Origin of the sequence: Prochlorococcus sp. MIT 1303 (assembly GCF_001631965.1) — a bacterium.
In the GTDB taxonomy this organism is placed as follows: domain Bacteria; phylum Cyanobacteriota; class Cyanobacteriia; order PCC-6307; family Cyanobiaceae; genus Prochlorococcus; species Prochlorococcus marinus_D.
In genome coordinates this window covers 172,810-196,854 of record NZ_LVHK01000044.1, presented here as the reverse complement: position 1 = coordinate 196,854, position 24,045 = coordinate 172,810, and the positions used below count along the sequence as shown (strand labels likewise).

The following is a 24,045-nucleotide window of genomic DNA, read 5'->3' as shown; positions in this document are numbered from 1 at the left end:
CTAAATTCAACATCTACCTTTAGTTTGCTAAGTCATAGATCAAGACTTAATCGGCATCACAACCTCAGCCGGCTGAGGAGCACACGCTGCCACCTGTTCATCAACTACTGCACCCACAATCACAATCGACGGAGCTGCAAACCCTTCGCTCTGCACCCTTTGAACCAACTGTTCCAAGGGAGCTTTGAGGTAGCGCTGACCTACGACAGTGCCCTGTTGAATGATTGCTGCGGACGTAGCTGGATCGAGTCCACCGGCAATCAACTCTTCGACGATATAAGCAAGGTTATGCAAACCCATATAAATCACCAGGCTGTCACTTGCGCTAGCAAGATCCTTCCAATTCACAGAAGGGCGCTGTTTGTCGATCTTCTCGTGACCTGTCACAAAGGTGACAGAACTACCACCACAACGATGGGTCAGAGGAATACCCACATAGGCCGGCGCAGCCATCCCCGCTGTAATCCCAGGGACCACCTCCACCGATACCCCATGACTCTGCAAATAGGCGGCCTCCTCACCACCCCGCCCAAACAGAAAAGGATCACCACCTTTTAGGCGTACTACACAGGAATGACGCTGAGCCAATTCAACAAGCAACTCATTTGTCTTGGACTGTGGGACCCAATGACGTTCTCGACGTTTACCAACAAAATGCCGTTCACAAGACTCGGGTACTAACTCGAGTACTTCCTTAGGCACCAGAGCATCGTGAACCAAGGCTCCGCACTGGCGAAGCAGACGATAAGCCTTCAGTGTGAGCAAATCAGGATCACCAGGGCCTGCACCCACCAAATACACAGTGCCAAAGTCCAAAGAGCTCATGGCAATGCAGCCAGCAAATCAATCAAACCCAATCGAAATAACTCAATCTCAAGTAGGGAAGTCATCACCCCAGAATCGCGCAGCGTCTGCGTAATCTGGATTGGCGCCAAGGCAAGAAAAAGAGGCGTGGATGCCTCCTTCGCTGAAGCGACATCAGCATGCCAGTCGTCCCAGGAAAGCATGGGCAACGCCAGCCGCTGCTGCAGCAAACTTAAATAGCGATGAGCAACACCCTGGCGAAGGGGATGGTGAACCAAAACAAGAGAGCCATCACGACAATCCTGACGCTGCACCCACTGCTGTAACAATCGCCACCAAGAGGGCCAGGCACCCAAGAAAGGCACCAACCTGGTGTTCACACCCTGTTGCTGAAGTCGCTGACGAATCAACGGCACATCCTCTCGAACATGAGAACCAGGCAGCAACAACAAAGGAACCAGCCAAATAGGATCTGCACTCTGCTCATGGCGATCAGTAGCCGTTAAGGCCTCTACCAGCACAGGTGTGCCTCGACGTTGCGCGACCTGCAGAGCAAAAGAACGCACACAAGAAGGAACATACCCACCAGCACGGCCATGCACGATCAAACGCAAAGCGCGCTTACAACCAACCTGCTCATGCTTTCGTAACAACGGCCACGGATCTAAGACATCCGAAACTGGTGAAGTCATTCCAGTCTTAATAGTCAACTGCAACCATGGCATCCCGTCGCTATCGAACACAGTCGCAAACTCGGTTGAGGACGAGTGGTCGCCAAGGCAGACAGGGTGCAACCCGCTCAAAACGCTTTAACAGTGACTTCGAAAGGGATTTAGCTGCCATGAACCGTGTGTGGAAAATGCTCAGACAAGGCACAATCCGTTGGCTGGGAGAGATAGGCCGCCAATACTGAAATCACTTAAAATTTATACACAGCAACCATAAAGAAGGAAACTTGTGCACCTAGATGTATCGATAAACACCAAATCTTGAATTTCACACAAATGCTCAGTTTTGTTCAATCTGATACCGCCAATACCCTCTTCCATCAGGCTTAATGACTCCATTCGCAGCGTGACCTGAATCCTCAACACCCCTGGCTCAGTCAAATCAGCCGGGCTCAGAATGTATACAAAGACACCAAATCTTGAATTTCACACAAATGCTCACTTTTGTTCAATCTGATACCGCCAATACCCTCTTCCATCAGGCTTAATGACTCCATTCGCAACTTACCCTTACTTCAATAATGGCAGAGTCTAAAAACCATGGGCATCGAATAAGCAAATAAAGTTTAAAAAACATGATCACTTCTTTTCAAGTTTAATTTCAACAAAATGTCATGGTTATTAGCTCTCCTGCTAAACAATTTCTCCAAGGAAAGAAGCTCAACAAAATTGAGCAAAACAAAGCTTTTAAAGATGGCTTAGATGTTGGTGATGAACTTGAAACCTTTGCTCAGGTTGGTTGGGAACAGGTCGATAAAACAGACCTCGAACTGCGCCTGAAATGGTATGGAATGTTCTGGCGACCCAAAACTCCTGGCAAGTTCATGCTACGGCTAAGGGTACCCAATGGTGTTCTCAATAGCCACCAAATAAAAGTAGTGGCCTCAATCGTGGGTCGCTACGGAGAAGACGGCAGTTGCGACATCACAACACGCCAAAACCTACAGCTTCGTGGTGTTTTACTGAGTGATCTTCCCGAAATCCTCAGACGTCTTGAAGAGGCAGGTCTCAACACAATCCAATCAGGTTTTGATAACCCACGCAATGTCACAGGAAATCCACTGGCTGGGATTGACCCTCTTGAAATTGTTGATACTCGCCCATACACAACTGAACTACAAAATTTCCTCACGAATCAAGGAAAAGGAAACCATGAATTCTCCAACCTTCCCCGCAAATGGAATACGGCAGTTGCAGGGGCCCGCGATAATTTCCTGCTCCATAACGACATCATCTTCCATCCAGTGGAACACGATGGGGTGATGGGTTTCGGCGTCTGGCTCGGAGGGATCCTCTCCTCGCAGATGAATGACTATGCGCTGCCTTTAAATGCCTGGGTTAAACCGAATGAAATCTGTCGGCTCACCGGCACTATTCTAACGCTATGGCGAGATAACGGTGAGCGTAACAATCGCCCTAAGGGCAGGTTTCGCATGTACCTCGACAGCGTGGGCATCGAAGCGTTTCGCACCATGGTGGCGGAAAAATTTGGACCGCTAACTCCTGATCCCGGTTCTGTATTTGACGACAAGCCTCGCTCTTTTTACGGAATCCACCCTCAGAAACAAACAGGACTTCACTACGCCGGCATGCATGTACCCGTTGGACGATTAAGCGCAGAAGATCTTCAGGATCTTGCTAGCGCCAGTCTTAACTATGGCAGTGGTGAAATTCGTCTTACTGAAGACCAGAACATCATTTTGGTGGGGCTATCAAATACCAACCTCGACAAATTTCAAGCTGATCCACTGCTACAGCGTTTTCCACTTGAACCCGGTTCCTTTGCCGCCGGCACTGTCTCCTGCACAGGAAATACGTACTGCAGCTTCGCCCTTACAAACACCAAAGATCAGGCCATGGCAATGGCCCATGAACTGGATGCAGAACTCATCCTCCCTGAGGAAATAAAAGTCCATTGGACTGGCTGTCCCAACAGCTGTGGCCAGGCCTACATGGGCGCAATCGGCCTCACAGGAACCAAAGCCCGTGCACCGAACGGGGGCCAAGGCATGGTTGAGGCCTATGACCTCAGCCTTGAAGGCCGGCAAGGGCCGGATGCCCGAATCGGGACACTGCATCGCAAAGGCATTCCTGGCAGCGAACTGAAAGACGTACTGCGGGAATTACTGATCGAACGCTTCGGTGCTCAACCTCGTAGCCAACCGAAGCAGAACAGCGACCCTTTCTCCAACTTCATGAACTGGTTCAGCAATTTAGGCGAAAACAGCAGCCCATCCCCTTGAGCTGCGATCGCTAAACCACCGTTCTTAAATCAATCACCTATCAAGCCCCACCATGCAATCGACTTCCCAAGCACGTGATCTTTTCTCTCGCTTTGTCAACTGGTTAAGCAACAGCGGTAGCGACAAGCCTGCAATCAATCAAAAAGAAGGTGGCCGAGATGTCTTCTCACGCCTGATGAACCGAATCAGCGGCTGAAACCCTCAATTCCTTCCTTCAACACTCCACCCCAACGAGAACTGCCATGGATGTGAACACATCCCAAATGGACTACGTCCTGCCCAATGAACTCGTCGACGGCATGATTACTGCCGGCGGAAAAAAATCCAGTGTCAGTATTAAAAATCTGCTGGTACGTGGTTTCTATTCAGGAGCGATTCTTGGCCTAGCCACCTGCTTAGCCATCACCGTAGGAGTCCAGTCTGGAATGCCATTTCTAGGCTCCGTTCTCTTCCCCTTTGGGTTTGCCAGCATCGTGCTCTTCGGCATGGAGCTCGTCACAGGCAACTTCGCCTTATTGCCAATGGCAACCTGGGCTGGGAAAAGCACATGGCAAGCAACCTTCCGCAACTGGATATGGGTTTGGATTGGCAATTTCATCGGCTGTGCATTGGTGGCTCTATTACTCGCCACAAGCCTTACCAGCGCAGGCACCGTTGAGCCACTTGCGGCAGCCGATGGGGGCAAAGGTTGGGCCGTGATTGCCGCCAAGATCATGGCACTCAATAAGGCCAATGTCGTGGCCAAATATCAAGACCTAGGCAGCACTGGTTTCTTCCTCGCGTTCCTACGCGGCATGATTGCCAACTGGCTAGTTTGTCTTGGGGTCACGATGGCCTTGGTAAGCAAGAGCGTTCCAGGAAAGATCCTGGCCTGCTGGCTGCCGATCACAGCATTCCAAACCATGGGAATGGAGCACATCGTGGTGAACATGTTCCTACACACCGCCGGACCCATGCTTGGTTCAGGCGTTTCCTTTGGCCAGGTAATCGTTTGGAACTTCATTCCAGTCACCCTCGGCAACATCATTGGCGGGATGGTGTTTATCGGCATGCTCTTCTACAGCACCCATCGCACCCAAATGAGCAACGTACTGCCTACGGTTCACGATGAGAAGCTGGAACGTGAACTCGCCGCCGAACTAGGCGCACGCTGATCTAGAACATTCATGAGCTTCGATGAAGCCGTTCTCTGGGAACGTCTCAATAAAGTAGGTAAGGCTCCTCTAGAAGCAGACTGGCTGGGGAATGTTTACTGCCCCAGCCAGTCTGCTGATCTACGTAAAGCCTTAGCGGAAAGACTGGGCTTACTTGGTGATGATGGCTGGGGAATATTAAAAACCCTGCTTAAGCAACATGGTAAGCAGTCCGAGCTCATCCATGCAGCTGGCCTCTGCCATCAACCTGAGGCTCGAGACTGGCTCATCCAACAACTTGGTGATAGAGAAGAACTGGAGCTCGAGGTACTACAAGCAATGGCCTGCTGGGGAGCCATAGTGCCAATTTTGCTTATAAAAAGGATTTTCAGAGAACCTTCCCAAGCAATGCGCATGGCTGGTCTGGAGTTGTTGAACTTCAAGGCATACCAACTCAGCGATGACGAGCTGCTGAACCTCCTTGACGACCTCCTCAACGACATACGCGATCCGGTGGTGTTAAGCACCATTCGAATTCTGCAACGACGCGATGGTGTCGACATCAGCAACCGCATTGCCGAAGTAGCAAGAAAAGGTTCCGAAGCGACAACACGAGCAGCATTACTAGCCCTGGGCTGCATCGGCACATCCAGCAGTCAATCAAACCTGTTCAAGCTCAGCCAAAGTCTGCCAACTGATCTCCATCGAGACCTAGCCAAAAAACAACTTGCTCAGCAATACAGATCATGATCCTGAATCCATAGCCAACGGATACGCCAATATGGGTTATTTAATCAAAAAGAGGATGATGGCAACAAAGGAAAACTTCAATCCAAGCAAAAGCAATCGCATCTAATGATTCACTTCATTGACACCAATCAACCACAGAAAAGCAGAACTACGGTGCCACAAAAAGCACTCTTACTCTTAGATGAATCTTCCATGCAAGATGCATTCCGAATCCTTGCAATCAAAAACCCGGTAATCAAATGAAAAAATAGCATAAAACTAGTCTCGACGTTGATCAATACCCCAGCGCAAAAAACTTTGGAGATTCGAACCTTGCACTTAAAGGACATAACTACGCTGAAATGCAAACAGCCTCGCTTTATCGTTGAAGTGATTCCTAAAGCCCAACTGAGCCAATTAGGCCTGTGCCAAGCAGACGTGTCACAAGGATATCTTAATCGCTACTCCACCCAGCTACATGACTACGGAAAGATCCAATGAGTTCCGGCAATCAATCGTGACCACATGCCCCGAATTATCCGGCCGTGAACGCTTCAAAGCCCACCTCAGGAAGGTGGGAAGTGGAGAGCAAACCAGTCGTGGCATGAGCCGTGAAGAATCAGCTGATGCCTTGCATCTCATCCTTACAGCCCAAGCCAGCCCTGCTCAAATTGGCGCCTTCCTCATCGCCCATCGCATTCGTCGACCCGAGCCCCAGGAACTCGCCGGCATGCTCGATACATACAGAGTCCTTGGGCCCAAACTGAAATCAGCCAATGGCCAGAAACGACCCATTTGCTTTGGGATGCCATTCGACGGCCGCAAGCGAACAGCCCCGATTTATCCGCTCACAGCACTGGTCCTACTCAACGCTGCTCAACCCGTCGTCTTGCAAGGGGGGCAGCGTATGCCAATCAAATATGGCGTCACCACAGAAGAGTTATTCAAAGCCTTAGGGCTACAACTCCAAGACCTATCAATAGCAAACCTAGAAGCTGGCTTTCAACAACATGGTCTGGCACTGATCTACCAGCCAGATCACTTCCCACTGGCCGAAAGCTTGATCAGTTATCGCGACGACATCGGCAAGCGACCGCCTGTGGCCAGTTTGGAGCTGCTTTGGACAGCACATCAAGGACAGCATTTACTCGTCAGCGGCTTCGTGCATCCACCCACCGAAGACCGCGCCTGGAAAGCCCTTGAGCTAGCTGGTGAAACAAATCTCGTGACCGTGAAAGGGCTCGAAGGAAGCACAGACCTTCCCACAAGTCGAACTTGCATCACATCCCGAGTTCAAAACGGCAAGCCAGAACGACTCATCCTCCACCCCCGTAACCACGGCTGCTTTAGCCAAGACGTTGAGTGGAGCAACCTTACGGAGTGGCGCGAGCAGGCAATGGAAGCTCTGCACAATCGCGGGCCATTAAGCCAGCCCCTCCTCTGGAATGCTGGTACCTACCTATGGTTAGCGGGCCTTGCCGACAACCTCGATGAAGGTATCGCTCATGCTGAAAAGTGTCTGCAATCAGGCTTAGCCCAAACCACGCTTGAGCAGCTCATTGCTTGGAGAGAGACCATCATTTGAAGCGAGCCTGTAGGTTTTTCGCCATGCGATAACGATCGAAACTCACACCTCCGATCTGAATCACTTCCTTAGCCATTTCAATCCAGCCCCACTTCAACAGCAAAGGGTGACTACACAAACTGGCTTCCGTCACCAAGATTAGCTGGCCTTCCTGCAAGGCTTCAGCTTCTACCTGTTCAAGCAACGCAGTGGCATGGCCACAACGAGCAGAGCGGCCCCGGCAATAAAGCAACGCCAAACGGTCAGAGGGATAACGAAGAGCGAAAGCCTCAACCTCGTCGTTCTCAAGACTCAACCAACCTCGTCCTTCGATCAGTGGCCGATCCAGAACTCCTGGTAACCAGGCCAAGGCTGCCCAAGCACTGATCTGAGCAGGGGAATACAAGCCTTCCCCTTGAGATTCAATCGCATCGGCATAAATCTCCCTGACAACAAAATGATCAGTTTTTGTAAGGGGTCTTAAGCGGCGACAAATCACAAGAGCCTGCCATTTAGATCAATGGCGTCAAGTCTCTATGGGATCGTGACATTCATCCTGACTCATTCCCAATTGCGCCGACCACAGATTCCCATCTTTCTCTGTGCCTTTGTCACTCTGTTGAACGATCGCCTAGGTGAAACCCTCTTACTGCCATTACTTCCATACCTCCCAGGACGCTTCACAGACAGCGGCACAATTCTGGGGCTACTGGGAGGTACTTATGCATTGGCTCAATTCGTCGTGGCTCCCCTAATTGGCGCTCTCAGTGATCGCTTTGGCCGCAAACCAGTTTTAACCGCTTGCGTTGCTGGCTCAGTAGTAGGCCTTGGCTTATTCGCTATCACAATATGGATTGATTGGAACATACTTCCAGCCGCTTGGATCGGCATTGTTCCCCTGATCCTTCTCTTCTCAGCAAGAATCATCGATGGCGTTAGCGGTGGCACAGCAAGTAGCGCCACCGCAGTGCTTGCCGACATCTCAACACCTGAGAACCGAGCAAAGGCATTCGGCCTTATTGGCGTTGCATTCGGCCTCGGGTTCATCTTGGGCCCTTATATCGGTGGCCGCTTAGCAGAGGTCAATATCGCTCTACCCGGTATAGCCGCCACAGCCTTCGCAGTCGCGAACCTGCTCCTTGTGATCTATATCCTTCCCGAAACACACCCGCCAGCAGCTCGCAATTCCCTACCAAGCAAAAGACAACTCAACCCGATCACCCAGCTAGCTCAGATCTTTGCCAATCCACTAGTAAGCCGCCTTTGTTTCGCCTTCTTCCTGTTCTTCATGGCATTCAACGGTTTCACAGCTGTGCTGGTGCTTTACCTGAAGCAAGCCTTCTCATGGACAGTCAGTTTGGCAGGCCTGACCTTTGCAGTTGTAGGCGTGATCGCAATGGTGGTTCAAGGGCTGCTAATCGGTCCACTGGTCAAATCCTTCGGCGAATGGCGGCTCACCATTGCTGGCATTGGCTTCGTCATTGCAGGCTGTCTGCTATTGCCCATGGCCACTCAGCAGAATTCGATTTCTGTTGTATTCACTGCCGTATCGGTACTAGCCCTTGGCACAGGTCTAGTCGTGCCATGCTTGAGAGCGCTTGTCTCCAGACGCCTCGACAACGCTGGCCAAGGGGCAGTGCTCGGTAGCCTTCAAGGTCTTCAGAGTCTAGGGACCTTCCTTGGTGCAGCCGCCGCAGGATTCGCCTACGACCAAATAGGCACTCGCAGTCCCTTCTGGCTGGCCAGCCTCGTACTAGTGGGAGTGATTGCCCTTGTTGCAGGAGGCCTGCCTGCAAGCACAAGGAACACAACAATCAAACAATCATGATTGCTACTTTGCCTGGATAGTGGATGAACAAACTGGCCTTCAATGAGTAATCCAGCGGTAGCTTCGGAGCACTACATCAACCGCGAGCTCAGCTGGATCGCCTTCAACGAAAGGGTCCTTGCTCAGGCACTGGATACGCGCACCCCGCTGCTGGAACAAGCCAAGTTCAGTGCCATCTTCAGCAACAACCTCGACGAATTCTTCATGGTTCGCGTGGCCTCCCTAAAAGCGCAAGTGGAAGCCGGCATTACCAAAACCAGCGCAGATGGTCTAACCCCTATTCAGCAGCTCCTCACGATCCGAGATCACCTTGTTCCTCTCATCGAGCAACAACAAGATCACTACCGTAAACACCTCAAAAACCAGCTAGTCGAGCAAGGTGTTCACCTACTCGACTACGAGCAACTCAATCAAAAAGAACGCCTCTGGGTTGACAATTATTTCCAGACAGCCATTTTCCCGGTGCTGACACCACTAGCCGTGGATCAAGCCCATCCCTTCCCTTTCGTTAGCAATCTCAGCCTCAACATTGCGACCCTGATCCTCGATCCGGAAACAGGCCAACAACAATTCGCCCGGGTCAAGATTCCACAAAAAACGATGCCTCGTTTTGTCGAGATACCTCCTGATCTAAGTGGCATCAATCCCAAGCCGGTTCACACAGCAGTTCCATTGGAGCAAGTGGTGGCCTTCAACCTCAAATTGCTCTTCCCCGGAATGAAGATTGAAGAGCACTACTTCTTCCGAGTCACCCGCGATGCCGACCTTGAACTCAGGGACCTAGAAGCCGACGATCTCATGAGCGCCATGGAACAGGGCCTTCACAAGCGGCGGATGGGCGGAGAAGTGGTGAGACTCGAAGTGACAAACGAAATGCCCCAGAGAGTCGTTGAGATGCTGATTGAAGGTATGGCTGTTGAAGAAAACGACCTTTATCGCATCGAGGGACTACTAGGCCTCGATGATCTATTCGGTCTCATGCGTTTGCCCCTGGAGCAACTCAAAGACCAACCCCACATTGGCCTGACCGCCAAAGTTCTATCCCGAAGCCAGCGCAGAATGCTTGAAGACGAATCAATCAAAGAAGAAGAATTCAAAAGCATCTTCTCGGTGATTCGCCGCAAAGACATTCTCCTTCACCACCCATACGAACTGTTCGCGACCTCTGTAGAGGAATTCATCAATCAAGCAGCAGACGATCCCCTCGTCATGGGAATCAAGATCACGCTCTATCGGACATCCAAGGATTCCCCAATCATTGCGGCCCTGATCCGTGCAGCCGAACACGGTAAGCAGGTCATGGCTCTGGTTGAACTCAAGGCACGCTTCGATGAAGGCAACAATATTCAATGGGCCCGTCATCTAGAGCGATCGGGCGTTCACGTTGTCTATGGCGTTTTAGGACTAAAAACACACACAAAAACCATCTTGGTCGTTCGCAAAGAAAAAGAGCGCCTACGCAGCTACGTGCACATCGGCACAGGTAACTACAACTCGAAGACATCACGTCTCTACACCGACCTTGGCCTGCTCTCTGCACGACCGGAACTCAGCCAAGATCTAGTTGAACTATTTAATTATCTCACTGGCTTTTCAAAGCAACAAAGATTCCGTCGACTTCTGGTGGCGCCTGTCACCCTACGCAAGGGGATGGAATCACTGATCCTCCGCGAAATCGAACACGCCCGCGAAGGTAGAGGCGGACACATCCGCGCCAAGATGAATGCTCTGGTAGATCCAGCCATCATTAGCCTGCTCTACGAAGCTTCCCAAGTTGGAGTTCGCATTGAACTGATCATCCGCGGTATGTGCTGTCTCTACCCAGGGCGAAAAGGGTTCAGCGAAAACATCAGCGTGATCAGCATCATCGGCAGGTTCCTGGAACACTCCCGTATCTTCTGGTTTGCCAATGACAACAACCCAGAGGTTTATATCGGCAGCGCAGACTTGATGCCTCGAAACTTAGACAGACGCGTGGAAGCCGTTACTCCAATTGAAGAACCAGAGCAAAAGGAACACCTAGAGCGACTGCTGAACCTCTACCTAAACGACAACCGGGAAGCCTGGGATATGCAGAGCGATGGCAGCTTTTTACAGCGCCAACCCAAGCCCAATAGTGAAGAACATCGTGCACAGCAACAGCTGATCAACCTCTGGCAACAAGGCATCCCTGCAGGGTGAAACTCCGTGCCTCACGAGACCATAACTGTAAGAAAGTGCTCTTTGCTACCTAAAAAGGAATGATCAGCATGCAAAACAGTTTTTTTACTTAGAAGCGACCAATCAACTGATCACTCGCATGGGCTAACAAAAACTTTTTGCTTCAACCAAGTTTCTAAGCTCTGTGAGTGCTACATTCCGCGCAAATCTAATTTAGGAGGCCAGGGTGATGGGGATCCCTCTGGAATCTGCGAAGGGTGCTTCACTCACGCCTTCGTCAGAAGTTGTATTACCGTCTACATCTAAGCAACCTTCAGAAAAAGCGAATCGAGCTGGCCGTAACGGGCAGACATCCCGTAACCAAAATCGCCAAGGTGGTCGTTTGGGTACTGATGCGATCGGGTTCTACCTGAGCAGCATCGGACGCGTCCCTTTGCTGACCGCAGCTGAGGAAATTGAGCTGGCACACCATGTGCAAGCGATGAAGGAATTGCTGGAGTTACCAGAGCAAGACCACACTCCACGACAACGCCACAAAATTCGCATGGGCAAACGCGCCCGTGACCGCATGATGTCAGCCAACCTCCGGCTCGTGGTTAGCGTTGCCAAAAAATATCAGAATCAGGGCCTTGAACTCCTTGACCTAGTCCAAGAAGGAGCCATTGGTCTCGAACGTGCTGTCGACAAGTTCGATCCAGCCATGGGTTATAAGTTCTCCACCTACGCCTATTGGTGGATTCGTCAAGGGATGACCAGGGCCATCGACAACAGCGCCCGCACCATCCGTCTACCCATTCACATCAGCGAAAAACTCTCCAAGATGCGACGCATCTCAAGAGAGCTTTCCCATCGTTTCGGCCGTCAACCAAATCGATTGGAGTTAGCCCATGCCATGGGCATTCAACCCCAAGACCTTGAGGATCTCATCGCTCAAAGCGCTCCTTGCGCATCCCTCGATGCCCATGCCCGCGGAGAAGAAGACCGCAGCACCCTAGGTGAACTGATACCCGACCCCAATGGGGCCGAACCAATGGAAGGCCTAGATCGCAGCATCCAAAAGGAACACCTAGGAGGTTGGCTATCTCAGCTCAATGAACGTGAACAGAAAATCCTGCGCTTGCGCTTCGGTCTAGATGGTGAAGAACCACTGACCCTCGCTGAAATCGGTCGGCAAATCAGCGTCTCACGAGAACGCGTACGACAGTTGGAGGCCAAAGCCATTCTCAAGCTACGGATGATGACCAACCATCAACAAGCTGCATGAGTTAAGTCTTGGGGTATATCAACTCTCTGGTTGCCATTGCATGCTGGATAGCTTTTGTGCTTTCAGCTGCTGTGGTTTGCAGGGTCCGCTGGCCTAACCAACGAGAACTAAGTCGCAAGATCGTTCACATCGGTACTGGCCCAGTGATCCCTTTAGCCTGGTGGCTCGGGATCCCATCGGATTGGGCGATTCCAATGGCAATCCTCATTACCATTGTGATCCTCATCAACCACCGCTGGCGCTTACTACCAGCTATTGAAGACGTCAATCGACACAGCTACGGCACAGTGGCATACGCTCTAACAATCACCCTGTTGCTGATTTTCTTCTGGCCAGAAAATGCTGCAGCGGTCTGCTCCGGAGTGCTTGTGATGGCTTTCGGCGATGGGTTAGCTGGCCTCATCGGTCGCAAAGTACGCTCACCCAATTGGTTGATATGGGGTCAACGCAAATCAATCGCAGGCACTCTTACCATGGCTGTGATAACCCTAATCATTCTGTTCACTCTAAGCCTGCTCATTGACGCTAACTTCCATCCCCTACGCATCTTCGCCGTCACAGGCCTTGCCGTTGGACTAGAGCAACTAAGTCGCTGGGGTATCGACAACCTCACTGTGCCAATGGGAGTCGCAGTCGCCTGGTCATGGATGACAGCGATCTAAAAACTCTTCAAGTTATTGGTGACAACGTCACTGAAGCCACTGCAGCCGCCAAATCCTCAAGGAGAGTTGCCGTTGTCTCTATATCGATACAAGCATCCGTAATGCTTTGACCATAGACAAGAGTAGAGAGGTCTTCAGGCAATTTCTGATTGCCCTCGACAAGATGACTTTCCAACATCACACCCATGAGGTGGGTTGATCCTTGGCGTACCTGAGTAGCAACAGCCTGCAGCACCTCTGACTGTCGCCGAAAATCTTTATTCGAATTGTCATGGCTGCAATCCACCATCAACCGATCAGCCAAGCCAGCCTTCATTAATTCTTTTGCAACCCCTTCCACCGCTTCGGGATGGTAATTGGTGCAGCCATTACCTCCCCGCAACACGAGATGGCCATCAGGGTTTCCAGTTGTATGCACAATCGAAGCCTGACCCTGCCGATTGATCCCTAGAAAATGATGCGGTCTAGATGCTGCCTGCATCGCATGGATAGCAATCTTGGCACTGCCATCGGTACCGTTTTTGTAACCAACGGGCATTGACAATCCAGAAGCCATCTCCCGATGGGTCTGACTCTCAGTGGTTCTGGCTCCAATCGCCGTCCAACTGATCAAATCAGCGATGTATTGAGGAACAACCGGATCCAGCAATTCAGTGGCCGTGGGCATACCCTCGCGGGCAAGATCGAGCAACAACGACCGCGCACGCCTCAAGCCAGTGTTGATGTCATATGAACCATCGAGATGGGGATCATTGATGAGACCTTTCCAGCCAACGGTGGTGCGAGGTTTTTCGAAATAGACCCGCAAAACCACCTCCAACTGGGCGGCATATCGCTGTCGCAATGGCTCCAACTGACGGGCATAGTCCCTTGCAGAGGCAATGTCATGAACCGAGCAGGGGCCAACAATCACCAGCAAGCGGGGATCCTCACCACGCAGAATTGCCTGGATGCGCCTACGAGTATCTGCAACGGTTTTGAGAGCCACTACATCGAGGGGCAGCTCCTGATGAAGCAAGACGGGTGACACCAAAGGCCGGGTATCCACCACATGCAAGTCGGAGGTGGTGGTCATTTCGCCAGAATTCATGACAACCCAGGCTAGGAAACCACCAAGGTGGCAGCATCCGGTAATTGCATTTCAATATCGATCTCCTTCCAGGAGGGATCGACGGCAAATAACAATAGAAGGGCCATTACCGCTGCCGAGGAATCACCCAAATGCTGAGTGCTTATCGCCAGCTCGCCGCCGAACGTGACGCCCAGGGCATCCCCCCCCTGCCCCTCACTGCCGAACAAACCCAAGCACTCACCTTAGTTTTACAAAATCCACCAGCAGGAGATAGCTCTGAATTGCTGTACCTGTTGCGTGAACGCATCCCTCCAGGCGTAGATGAAGCTGCCTACGTGAAGGCAACCTGGCTGAGTGCTATCGCCCAGGGAAACAGCAAGAGCCCACTCATTACTCCTTTAGAAGCCACAAAACTGCTAGGCACGATGATTGGGGGGTACAACGTTGCAGCTCTGATTGAGCTGCTTCAACACAATGACCACGAGCTAGCTGAATGCGCCGCTAAAGGCCTGAGTCGCACCCTGCTCGTCTACGACGCTGTCCATGACGTTATCGAACTAGCTGAAACCAATCGCTTCGCCAAACAAGTTGTAGAAAGCTGGGCCGCCGCTGAATGGTTCACCTCCAAACCAGTCTTAGCCAAAGAGATCACAGTCACCGTCTTCAAAGTTGATGGTGAAACCAATACCGACGATCTATCCCCAGCCACCCATGCCACCACACGACCAGACATCCCCCTGCATGCTCTGGCCATGCTGGAAACACGGGATCCCAATGCCCTTGCCAAGATCATCAGCCTGAAGGCAAAAGGCCATCCCATTGCCTACGTGGGCGATGTGGTGGGTACGGGCAGTTCTCGCAAATCAGCAATCAATTCGGTGCTTTGGCACATAGGCGCCGATATCCCTTACGTACCCAACAAGCGATCCGGCGGCGTCATCCTTGGCGGCAAAATCGCTCCCATTTTCTTCAACACAGCGGAAGACTCCGGCGCCCTACCAATCGAATGTGATGTCAGTCAACTGCAAAGTGGCGATGTGATCACCATCCGTCCACATGCCGGCACCATCGAACGGGCCTTCGGAGAAGCTAAAGCAGGCGAAATCGTGGCTCACTTCAAGCTCAAACCAATCACCATCAGCGACGAAGTGCGAGCGGGTGGGCGTATCTCCCTACTGATCGGCAGAGCACTAACCGACAAAGTGCGTTCTCAATTTGGACTGACAACATCCGATCTATTCGTCCGCCCAGGAGACACTCCTGAAACGGGCAAGGGGTATACCCAGGCCCAAAAAATCGTTGGTCTTGCTTGTGGTCTCGAAGGAATACGTCCTGGGACAAGTTGCGAACCGCTGATGACAACTGTAGGCAGCCAAGACACAACTGGACCAATGACCCGGGACGAAATGAAGGAGCTCGCCTGCCTGGGATTTGCAGCAGATCTAGTCATGCAAAGCTTCTGCCACACCGCTGCCTACCCGAAGCCTGTAGATCTACAAACCCAGAAAGAACTTCCCGATTTCTTCGCCCAGCGTGGTGGAGTAGCACTTCATCCAGGCGATGGGATCATCCACAGCTGGCTGAACCGCATGCTTCTGCCAGACACAGTGGGAACAGGCGGCGATAGCCACACTCGTTTCCCCTTAGGCATTTCTTTCCCCGGAGGTTCTGGCGTGGTGGCTTTTGCTGCAGCTATCGGTGCCATGCCCCTAGACATGCCGGAATCTGTACTGGTTCGTTTCAGCGGCTCACTGCAGAGCGGCATCACACTGCGTGACGTCGTCAATGCCATCCCCTTGGTCGCGATTCAAGAAGGTCTACTCAGCGTAGAAAAAGCCAACAAACTCAATGTCTTTAACGGCAAAATCATGGAAATCGAAGGATTACCTGATCTGAAGCTGGAGCAAGCCTTTGAACTAACCGATGCCACTGCTGAACGTTCCTGCGCTGGCTGCACGATCAAACTCTCTGAATCAACGGTTGCTGAATACCTTCGCAGCAATATTGCATTGCTAAAAAACATGATTGCCCGCGGTTATCAGGATGCTCGCACCCTGGCAAGACGTATCAAAGCCATGGAAGCTTGGCTGGCAAAGCCAGAATTGATTAGCGCTGATCAAAACGCAGAGTATGCCGAAATCATAAATATCAACCTCGACGAACTCAAAGAACCCGTACTGGCCTGTCCCAACGATCCCGACAATGTAAAACTACTCAGTGAGGTTGCAAACAATCCAGTGCAGGAAGTCTTTATCGGCTCCTGTATGACCAACATCGGCCACTACAGAGCTGCCGCAAAAATTCTTGAAGGGTCTGGAACCAGCAAAGCTCGCCTATGGGTTTGCCCACCAACAAGAATGGATGAAGCCATGCTTCAAGAAGAGGGTTACTACAAAATCTTCGAAGCTGCAGGGAGCCGCATGGAAATGCCTGGTTGTTCATTATGTATGGGCAATCAAGCACGCGTGGAAGACAACACAACCGTTTTCTCCACAAGCACTCGAAACTTCAACAATCGACTAGGCCAAGGAGCCCAGGTCTATTTAGGCAGTGCTGAGTTGGCAGCAGTATGTGCCTTATTAGGCAGAATCCCTACACCAAAAGAATACCTTTCGATCGCTACAGAAAAAATTGACCCCCTCTCATCTGAGCTTTATCGCTATCTAAATTTCAACCAGATTGATGGCTTTGTAGATCAAGGACGCGTGGTAAGTAACGACATACAAGCAGAAGTTCTTGCAGAGTTTTCACCCACCAATGGCCATGCCGAATGATCTAAACCAGCAACAAAATCTGATGCAGTCCAGTCGCAGCATCCGCAAACTCTTAGAACAGCGCTGGTTTGTGGTTGTGCTGGCTCTGATGCTTACGGGCCTTGGAGCGGCCCTCACAGGAGTGCTTTTCAAAGCTGGTATCTATAGCCTCGCCAAGTGGCGATTCAAGCTTCTTGAGCTTCTTCCGCCATGGATCGTCCTACCAGCCCTTGGTGCCACAGGAGGCTTGGTTTCTGGGTTGCTTGTTTCCCGTCTAGCCCCCTCTGCGAGCGGTTCAGGGGTGAGCCACATCATGGCATTTTTACGCCATCGATCCGTACCAATGGGATTGAGGGTTGGGATGGTCAAGCTAGTCGCAGGAGTTATAGCCATCGGCAGTGGTTTTCCACTTGGTCCAGAAGGACCAGCAGTGCAAATGGGAGGCTCTGTCGCTTGGAAATTTGCTCAATGGTTAAAGGCACCAATCGCCTTTCGCCGAGTCATTGTCGCTGCTGGAGGTGGGGCAGGTCTAGCCGCTATTTTCAGTGCGCCAATTGGAGGCTTTGTTTATGTCATTGAAGAGCTACTTCATTCTGCAAAACCTGCAGTCTTGCTGCTGGTGGTTGTCACCACCTTCTGGGCTGATACTTGGGCCGATGTGTTCGGATTTCTAGGGCTAAGTCCATCAGCTGGAAGTCTTAGCAAAGGCGTGGGCTTTCAACTGGAACGTGAATACACACCCCTAGTGCACTTTCTACCAATCGACCTGGGCTACCTAATCGCCCTTGGTTTGGTCACTGGAGTCTTGGCGGAGTTTTACTGCCGCTACGTCCTAGCGATGCAACGCAAAGGTAAAAACTGGTTCGGCAATCGACTCGTTTTAAGGATGGTGCTCAGTGGTGGTGTACTCGGAGGGGTTTATGCAGCTCTTCCTGAGAGCTTTAGGAATTTGGATAACCTCCAAGATCTGGTCGGTGGAGGAGAAGCTGGTCCTCTGATGGCTCTGAGCACCTTCGTCGTGCTGTTTTTCACTACCGGGCTCGCAGCTGCCTCAGGAGCTCCAGGAGGCTTATTTGTCCCGATGCTGACCCTAGGAGGAGCAATCGGCCTGGCCTGTGGAGACTGGGCAGAAATGCTCACTGGCCATGCACCCAGTACCTTCATTTTTGCAGGCATGGGAGCGTTCGTAGCCAGCTGCTCACGCACACCGATCACAGCCATGTTTTTGGCCTTCGCACTAACAAAAGATTTACTAATCCTCAAACCAATACTAGTTGCATGCCTATCGAGCTTTCTCGTCGCTCGCCTCTTTAATGAACACTCAATCTATGAAAGACAAATCAAAATGGAATACAAAGAGTAACCAATCGAAAGAAGCAATCTGCTACTTATAATATCTAAATAAACTGGATAATTTACAGACAGCCAAAATCCATCCTCTAGAAAAATTTTACAAAGAGAATCAAAACAACCCATATTATTTGAATTCTCATAATCTGCATAACAAGACTCGTAAATATCCGCTCCTGAGCTCAAGACGTCAGCCAATATTGCCATTAAATATCACAATAACCTAGATCCCTAAAAGGCAGGTAGTCATCTAAATTCTTACTCCATCAATATAAAGTGAAGCAAGGAATTCGCTAAAGACAGCTGGCAGATCAAAACATATAATCAAACAAGATCAATCAACCCAATGATGAAGGGCTGATTCCTTAACCATTGATTTATTGACGTACATCAGATGATTTCGCACCCGATACCGATTACCTCTGCATGATGAACTGATGTTGCCAAGGTTGACCTCCTGAACAAGGAAACGCTCCTATTCACCCCCGCCGTTCCCGAACCTGGAGCGCTCCGAGCCGTGCTGGCGTTCCCAAGCACATACAGCATTGGGATTACCAGCCTGGGATATCAAGTTATCTGGGCCACCCTCGCTAAACGTGAAGACATCGATGTAAGGCGGTTATTTACCGATCAAGGGGACATCCCCCATCGCACATGCGACCTGTTCGGACTCTCCCTGAGCTGGGAACTGGATGGTCCGGTATTACTGGATCTACTTGAGCAACAACGCATCCCGCTATGGAGTCATCAACGCGGAGAAAACAACCCGATTGTTTTTGGTGGTGGTCCTGTACTCACAGCTAACCCCGAACCCCTAGCTCCATTTTTCGATGTGGTGTTGTTGGGAGACGGGGAAGAACTTTTGCCAGCCTTCATCGATACGCTCCAACAAGTGAAACAGTTGCCACGAACTGATCGCCTGCGAGCTCTGGCAAAGATTCCAGGTGTCTATGTACCAAGGTTCTATGAACCCATCTACGACGCTGACGACACCCTGCTGACAGTAAAGCCCAGCGAATCCGACTTACCCCCCTCAATCGCGAAGCAAACCTGGCGCGGCAACACCCTCACTCATTCCACAGTGATCACGCCAGATGCTGCCTGGCCAAACATCCATATGGTTGAGGTGGTGCGCAGCTGCCCAGAACTTTGCCGATTCTGTCTTGCAAGCTATCTCACACTGCCCTTCCGCAGTCCATCCTTAGACGATGGACTCATCCCTGCCATTGAGAAAGGACTCACCGCCACCAAGAGACTTGGACTACTAGGCGCCTCTGTTACCCAACACCCTCAATTTGGTGAGCTACTGCAATGGTTAGACAAAGATCGCTTCAACGACATCCGCCTCAGCGTTAGCTCTGTACGGGCAGCCACAGTGAACTCAGAATTGACCAGGATCCTGAACCGCCGCGGCAGTAAATCACTCACAATTGCCATCGAAAGCGGCAGCGAGCGCATTCGCGCAATGATCAATAAAAAGCTTGCTCAAGAAGAAATTTTTGCGGCTGCCAAATATGCGTTTGAAGGCGGCCTCAGGGGCCTGAAGCTCTACGGCATGGTTGGACTGCCTACCGAAGAAGACTCCGATATAGACGACACGAGCAATCTGTTACTGAACCTCAAAAAAACAACCCCAGGCTTACGCCTCACTCTGGGAGTCAGCACCTTTGTCCCTAAGGCTCATACTCCCTTTCAATGGCACGGGATCAACCGTAAGGCGGAGAAACGACTCAAACAACTAGCAAAACAACTGAAACCAAAAGGCATTGAGGTGCGACCAGAAAGCTTCGGATGGAGCACGATCCAGGCTCTGCTGTCACGCAGTGACCGACGCCTCGCCCCTGTGATTGCATCTGTCCGGGGCTCACACAACAAACTAGGCAGCTGGAAAAAGGCTTACAAAGCAGCACGTGAAGGGGATCTCAGTACAACGACTGAACAAGCCACACCACTACCCCGCCCACCCGCCTGGGAAGAAGTGGTGCATGAATCATGGGAGCCATCACGAACACTTCCCTGGACCCATCTAGAAGGGCCCCTCAACCAAAAGCAACTCATCGAACATCATCATCAAGCCCTAAACGAGCATGTTGGAGTGACTGCTGGGGAAGAATGATGCAACGCAATCCAGCCAAAAGAATCCAGCCGGCAATGTTGAGCCGACTGTCAAAGAAAGGCATATCAGTAGCGTGCATCACCACCAGGATCAAACTTGCTGTCCACCAAGCACGGTCAAAGACCGTGCTACTCAAACCTCGGCTTATCAAGACTCCACCAGTCAACACACCACGTCGCAAGACTGTGATCAAGAGGGCTAAAACAGTCCCCACCACTAGCAGAGCCACGGGTATCCCATGGCTCACAGCAAGTTCAAGAGGAAGGTTATGGGCATGGCCATGCCACTGACCAGTCCGCAGCGGATAGAGCACTGAAAAAGCAGCAGCCCCCCAACCCAGCCAAGGACGAGAATCAATGAACTGCAGAGCCACCCCCCACTGGCTCATGCGAGTTGACATCAACTCACGATCTTGGATATAGCGCATGTCATTAAGACGCGCCCAAATACCCTCAGGCACAAACGTGCGTGCCCACTGCTGCAAACCTGAAGGACTGCCTGGTAATGCTGCAAGGGTCACTGGTATCAGCGCTAACACGATCAACGGCAACAACCAGGGCCACCTGGCGGGCCCAAAAACAAAGGGAATCGCCAACATCAACCCTCCCCAAGCATTTCGTGAGTCGGTGAGAACCAATGCAGCCACAACAGCAATAGCGACCCCCAAAGCCACACTGCGTTGAAAACGACTGAGGGCAGGCTGAAGCAGAGCTGCAAAACAGAATGGCCAAACCAAGGCCAACCAGGCTCCAGCAATATTTGCGTAATCAAATAGACCAGATAAACGGCCAGTAGGCTCCCCCCCTGGAGCCATGAACCAGACGATTAAGCCACCGAACAATTGCCATGGCCCCTGCCATCCCCACCAGAGCTGTCCGAGACCGGTAATCACCACAGGCAAAGTGCCAGCGACAAGCCAAAGGGCACAACGTCGTCGGGCTTCATCACTAACTAAATAAGGCTGAAAAGCCCAAAAAGCCCAAAAGAAAGGCAACCAATTCCCCAGACCAACCCAAGCACGTCCACCCGAATAGGCCTGCACGCAACCAACCAGCATCAACAGTGCGGCAATCAGCAAAGGCCAATTCCAGGGATCGCGCCAAAACGGTTGCTGTCGCTGACAACTACCAAGCACCAGGGCCGTAAGCAGCAACAGGCCTGCCAACAATGCACTGGAAGGCAACAAAAAAAGCCCCCACTGGAAAGCAAGCCATCCAATGGAGGTCGCAGCAGCAGGGCGACATCGAGCCATCCAAGCCAACACCGTCATGCAAAAACAGCGGTTCTACCGCGATAGACCATCACCTGGCGACAAAGATGCAATCTCAAGGCCCTTGCCAAAGCGAGACGTTCCGTATCACGTCCTTTACGAATCAAATCTTCCACCTCATCACGATGGTTTACATGCTCGATGGTCTGCTCAATAATCGGCCCGTCATCCAGATCTTCAGTGACGTAATGGGCGGTAGCCCCAATCACTTTCACCCCTCGATCCCAGGCCCTGTGATAGGGCTGTGCCCCCTTAAAAGCCGGCAGGAAAGAATGGTGAATATTAATCACGGTGGGGAAACGCTCTAGAAAAGCACCACTAAGCACCTGCATGTACTTGGCCAACACAACCAGCTCAATCCGATGCTCAGCCAACAAATCCAGCATGGTGTGTTCCGCCTCAGGCTTGCTGGCAGGCGTCATAGGAACACACTCAAAACAAACACCAAACTCCCTGCATAAAGGCTCCAATTGAGAGTGGTTAGCAATCACAAGCGGCACCTGCATCGGCAACTCCCCACTGCGAGTGCGCCAAAGCAGATCCAACAGACAGTGACTCTGCTTGCTGGCGAAGATCGCCACCCGAGGGATCTCATCCGAAAAATGCAATTGAGCCTGACCCCCGAGGCGATCTGCCAAAGCATTCACAGCCGGTGCTATCGCCTCTCGAGGCAATCCGAAGCCCTCAATCCCAAATTCGATCCTGCTCAGAAACAGGCCAGCCCCAACATCCGTATGGTGATCAGCATGAAGAATATTGCCTCCATTAACAGCCACCCATCCCGACAACTCACTCACCAAAGCAGGCCGATCTGGGCAGATGAGCTGCAGAATCACACGAAGCTTGTAACCGTAGGGATTCCATACAGCACCAAGAGGGGAGCTCACTCAACCTGATTGCAAAAACTCATTCTGTCTTGACGAACGTCAGCACCAAGAACACCTCAAAGTGAGATGCATTGCTCGTCAATATCAAGAATGACTGCTTCCACCGTTGCAATCATTGGCGCCGGTGCGGTTGGCGCTGGCACAGCCTGGTATTTAGCCAAGCATGGCCACCAAGTGAGGCTGATTGATCCAAAACTGGATCAACCGATTAACAGATCAGGGACCCTACCGGGAACAACTGCTTCGCTAGGGGTACTCATGGGGCATGTTTTCAGGCGCAGCAGTGGACGAGCCTGGCGACTCCGACAACACAGCATGACCCTCTGGCCAGAGTGGGTTGCAGAACTGAGCAGTCAAGAGCATCCGCTCAAGCTCAACACGCCTCTGATTCAACTTGCGAGTAGCGAAGCAGAAGCCACCCTGATGAAGCAACTCGCAGAACAACGGCAACATCTCGGCCTTGAGCTGATCTCACCAAACTCGAATCCCTGCATGGGCCGATCATGGCCAAACACGCAACATGGGGGGCTGATCTCTCATCAAGACGGTTATCTAGACCCGATACTCCTACAAAAATGCCTACGGGCCGCCCTTCAAGAGCAAGGCGTACAACAAATCCAAGAACCAGTCGTCTCGCTGGAACGAAGTTCATCTGTCAAACAAAAACAGTGGCGCCTTCAACTTGCGGGAGGAACAAATTTGCACCAAGAGGCTGTCGTGATCTGTGCAGCACTGGGCAGCGAAGCCCTGCTGGAACCACTAGGCCACAGTCTTCCCATGACCCCTGTGCTTGGACAAGTGCTGGATCTAGAGCTGATCTCAGATCAGCACAATTGGAGCGGCTGGCCTGCCGTACTCGTGAGCCATGGCATCAACCTGATCCCCCACGGACCCAATCAGATCTGGATAGGTGCCACTCTCGAGCCAGGAGTGCAACCAATAGCGAGCCACCTAAAGGCCATGCAACACCTCGAGGGAGATGCCCCGGATTGGTTAGAGAGCGCGACTGTGAAAAACCAATGGCATGGATTGCGCGCTCGACCTGTCGAACGTCCAGCACCTCTTTTAGAAAAACTAGAGCCCGGGCTAATCGTGGCTACAGGCCATTACCGAAATGGCGTCTTGCTCGCCCCGGCCAGCGCTGCATGGGTCAAAGAGCAACTCACTCACGAGACAAGATCTTGACTTGACTCTTGATCAATTTTCAATCATCCAACAGCATCCAACAGCAAGGCATCCGGAGATAACCAGTTTGCTGCGTCAAAGAAATCTCGATGAGCCGGTAGACACACACTTGGATTGCCTTAATTCCTCGAAAAGCCAGTACCCATCTAAATTGATCAAGCTCCTAAAATGCGATTAAAATTACTCAATGCGTAAGAAGCTGCTGCTTGATAGATGGTGAGACTCCATGATGTTGAAGAAATAAAGCAAGGAGCGTTAATTCAGAGTTATCTCTTTGTCTCGGTGCCTGGCATAAAA

At 51.5% G+C, this 24,045-nt stretch carries 19 protein-coding genes; 13 read left to right on the top strand and 6 right to left on the bottom strand.

Features of this window, described 5'->3' with window-relative positions:
* Window positions 1-39: 39 nt before the first annotated feature.
* Both cobA and PMIT1303_RS10090 read right to left on the bottom strand, forming a co-directional pair.
* Entirely contained in the window at window positions 40-825 is a 786-nt protein-coding gene (gene cobA / locus PMIT1303_RS10095; RefSeq protein ID WP_063396581.1) for a uroporphyrinogen-III C-methyltransferase, read from the bottom strand.
* Window positions 822-1,607, bottom strand: a complete 786-nt coding sequence (locus PMIT1303_RS10090) for a CbiX/SirB N-terminal domain-containing protein (protein WP_231901446.1) — start codon at window positions 1,605-1,607, stop codon at window positions 822-824. Before PMIT1303_RS10090 ends, cobA begins: the two co-directional genes overlap by 4 nt.
* Window positions 1,608-2,146: 539 nt before the next feature.
* Between PMIT1303_RS10090 and PMIT1303_RS10085 the strand changes: the two genes are divergently transcribed.
* From PMIT1303_RS10085 to PMIT1303_RS10065, 5 genes are all read left to right on the top strand, one after another.
* Window positions 2,147-3,775 (top strand): ferredoxin--nitrite reductase, encoded by a 1,629-nt coding sequence (locus PMIT1303_RS10085; protein ID WP_063398602.1) that lies wholly within the window; start codon window positions 2,147-2,149, stop codon window positions 3,773-3,775.
* 52 nt (window positions 3,776-3,827) lie between these two features.
* Window positions 3,828-3,971: a hypothetical protein gene (locus PMIT1303_RS10080; protein ID WP_063398601.1), complete on the top strand. Its 144-nt coding sequence runs from the start codon at window positions 3,828-3,830 to the stop codon at window positions 3,969-3,971.
* A gap of 67 nt (window positions 3,972-4,038) precedes the next feature.
* Entirely contained in the window at window positions 4,039-4,929 is an 891-nt protein-coding gene (locus PMIT1303_RS10075; protein ID WP_011131604.1) for a formate/nitrite transporter family protein, read from the top strand.
* 12 nt (window positions 4,930-4,941) lie between these two features.
* Window positions 4,942-5,658, top strand: coding sequence for a hypothetical protein (locus PMIT1303_RS10070; protein WP_063398600.1), 717 nt, complete (start codon window positions 4,942-4,944; stop codon window positions 5,656-5,658).
* A gap of 457 nt (window positions 5,659-6,115) precedes the next feature.
* The gene (locus PMIT1303_RS10065; RefSeq protein ID WP_063398599.1) at window positions 6,116-7,222 is read left to right on the top strand and encodes an anthranilate phosphoribosyltransferase family protein; all 1,107 of its coding nucleotides are present in this window, start codon (window positions 6,116-6,118) and stop codon (window positions 7,220-7,222) included.
* Here the strand turns inward: PMIT1303_RS10065 and PMIT1303_RS10060 are convergent.
* A complete protein-coding gene (locus PMIT1303_RS10060; RefSeq protein WP_063398598.1) occupies window positions 7,215-7,700 on the bottom strand; it encodes a GNAT family N-acetyltransferase in 486 nt (161 codons plus the stop codon). The two genes, PMIT1303_RS10065 and PMIT1303_RS10060, sit on opposite strands and share 8 nt — an antisense overlap.
* A 21-nt stretch (window positions 7,701-7,721) precedes the next feature.
* Between PMIT1303_RS10060 and PMIT1303_RS10055 the strand changes: the two genes are divergently transcribed.
* From PMIT1303_RS10055 to PMIT1303_RS10040, 4 genes are all read left to right on the top strand, one after another.
* A complete protein-coding gene (locus tag PMIT1303_RS10055; protein WP_063398597.1) occupies window positions 7,722-9,029 on the top strand; it encodes an MFS transporter in 1,308 nt (435 codons plus the stop codon).
* A 42-nt stretch (window positions 9,030-9,071) separates the two neighbouring features.
* A complete protein-coding gene (gene ppk1 / locus PMIT1303_RS10050; RefSeq protein ID WP_063398596.1) occupies window positions 9,072-11,210 on the top strand; it encodes a polyphosphate kinase 1 in 2,139 nt (712 codons plus the stop codon).
* Between the two features lie 208 nt (window positions 11,211-11,418).
* Window positions 11,419-12,453, top strand: coding sequence for an RpoD/SigA family RNA polymerase sigma factor (locus PMIT1303_RS10045; protein ID WP_011827563.1), 1,035 nt, complete (start codon window positions 11,419-11,421; stop codon window positions 12,451-12,453).
* 56 nt (window positions 12,454-12,509) lie between these two features.
* Window positions 12,510-13,115 (top strand): diacylglycerol/polyprenol kinase family protein, encoded by a 606-nt coding sequence (locus PMIT1303_RS10040; RefSeq protein ID WP_231901444.1) that lies wholly within the window; start codon window positions 12,510-12,512, stop codon window positions 13,113-13,115.
* Window positions 13,116-13,122: 7 nt separating this feature from the next.
* Here PMIT1303_RS10040 and PMIT1303_RS10035 read toward each other — a convergent pair whose 3' ends face one another.
* On the bottom strand, window positions 13,123-14,190 hold the full coding sequence (locus PMIT1303_RS10035; protein WP_063398594.1) for a 3-deoxy-7-phosphoheptulonate synthase: 1,068 nt from the start codon (window positions 14,188-14,190) through the stop codon (window positions 13,123-13,125).
* A gap of 146 nt (window positions 14,191-14,336) precedes the next feature.
* Here PMIT1303_RS10035 and acnB point away from each other — a divergent pair, with 146 nt between their 5' ends.
* The 3 genes from acnB (at window position 14,337) to PMIT1303_RS10020 (ending at window position 20,406) form a co-directional block, all read left to right on the top strand.
* Window positions 14,337-16,961: a bifunctional aconitate hydratase 2/2-methylisocitrate dehydratase gene (gene acnB, locus PMIT1303_RS10030; protein ID WP_063398593.1), complete on the top strand. Its 2,625-nt coding sequence runs from the start codon at window positions 14,337-14,339 to the stop codon at window positions 16,959-16,961.
* Entirely contained in the window at window positions 16,945-18,303 is a 1,359-nt protein-coding gene (locus PMIT1303_RS10025; protein ID WP_063398592.1) for a ClC family H(+)/Cl(-) exchange transporter, read from the top strand. Before acnB ends, PMIT1303_RS10025 begins: the two co-directional genes overlap by 17 nt.
* 504 nt (window positions 18,304-18,807) lie before the next feature.
* Window positions 18,808-20,406, top strand: coding sequence for a radical SAM protein (locus PMIT1303_RS10020; RefSeq protein WP_063398591.1), 1,599 nt, complete (start codon window positions 18,808-18,810; stop codon window positions 20,404-20,406).
* Here the strand turns inward: PMIT1303_RS10020 and PMIT1303_RS10015 are convergent.
* Window positions 20,345-21,658, bottom strand: a complete 1,314-nt coding sequence (locus tag PMIT1303_RS10015) for an O-antigen ligase (protein WP_063398950.1) — start codon at window positions 21,656-21,658, stop codon at window positions 20,345-20,347. The genes PMIT1303_RS10020 and PMIT1303_RS10015 overlap by 62 nt on opposite strands.
* A gap of 14 nt (window positions 21,659-21,672) precedes the next feature.
* Window positions 21,673-22,563, bottom strand: a complete 891-nt coding sequence (gene purU, locus PMIT1303_RS10010; protein WP_231901442.1) for a formyltetrahydrofolate deformylase — start codon at window positions 22,561-22,563, stop codon at window positions 21,673-21,675.
* A 66-nt stretch (window positions 22,564-22,629) separates the two neighbouring features.
* Between purU and PMIT1303_RS10005 the strand changes: the two genes are divergently transcribed.
* Window positions 22,630-23,748, top strand: a complete 1,119-nt coding sequence (locus PMIT1303_RS10005; protein ID WP_063398590.1) for an FAD-binding oxidoreductase — start codon at window positions 22,630-22,632, stop codon at window positions 23,746-23,748.
* Window positions 23,749-24,045: the final 297 nt, after the last annotated feature.